The following is a 471-nucleotide window of genomic DNA, read 5'->3' on the forward strand; positions in this document are numbered from 1 at the left end:
CCGTTGGAACCCGACGAATAGACGCCGTTGGTATCGCCCTTCATGAAGACGCCGCCGCCGATGTCCTTCCAGACAGCGTTGGTTGCGTAGTAGGAAGACGTGTTGATCTTGCCGAAATATTCCTTGTGGTTGGTCGTGCCGTCATCGAAGTTGATGGCACGGAAACCGTTGAGGGCGTTGGCGTCGAGAAGACCGCCATGGCCACCGCTCAGGTCGAACAGGACGTTCTGCTCGTCGAGAACAACGTTGACGGTCTTGACCGAGACGTTGCCGTCGCCGTCACGAACGAACGAGCCAACCAGCTGCTTGGTGATTTCGCTCGAGGCGTAGAGGACGCCCGTGGTGGCGCTCTGCGAACCGCCGATTTCGGCCTGCAGCCAGTTTTCACCGGAGAACGAAGCGGAGGAAGCGATGCTCTTCAGCTGGCTCTGCAGCTGGGTGATTTCTTCCTGGACCTTGGACTTGTCGACG

The 471-nt window shown here is 58.8% G+C and carries 1 pseudogene; it reads right to left on the minus strand.

Annotated features, from left to right (window positions below):
• Positions 1-471: pseudogene (locus MOV63_RS32520) on the minus strand (flagellar hook associated protein); the annotation flags it as partial.

The organism is Neorhizobium sp. SHOUNA12A, from assembly GCF_023006505.1.
In the GTDB taxonomy this organism is placed as follows: Bacteria; Pseudomonadota; Alphaproteobacteria; order Rhizobiales; family Rhizobiaceae; genus Neorhizobium.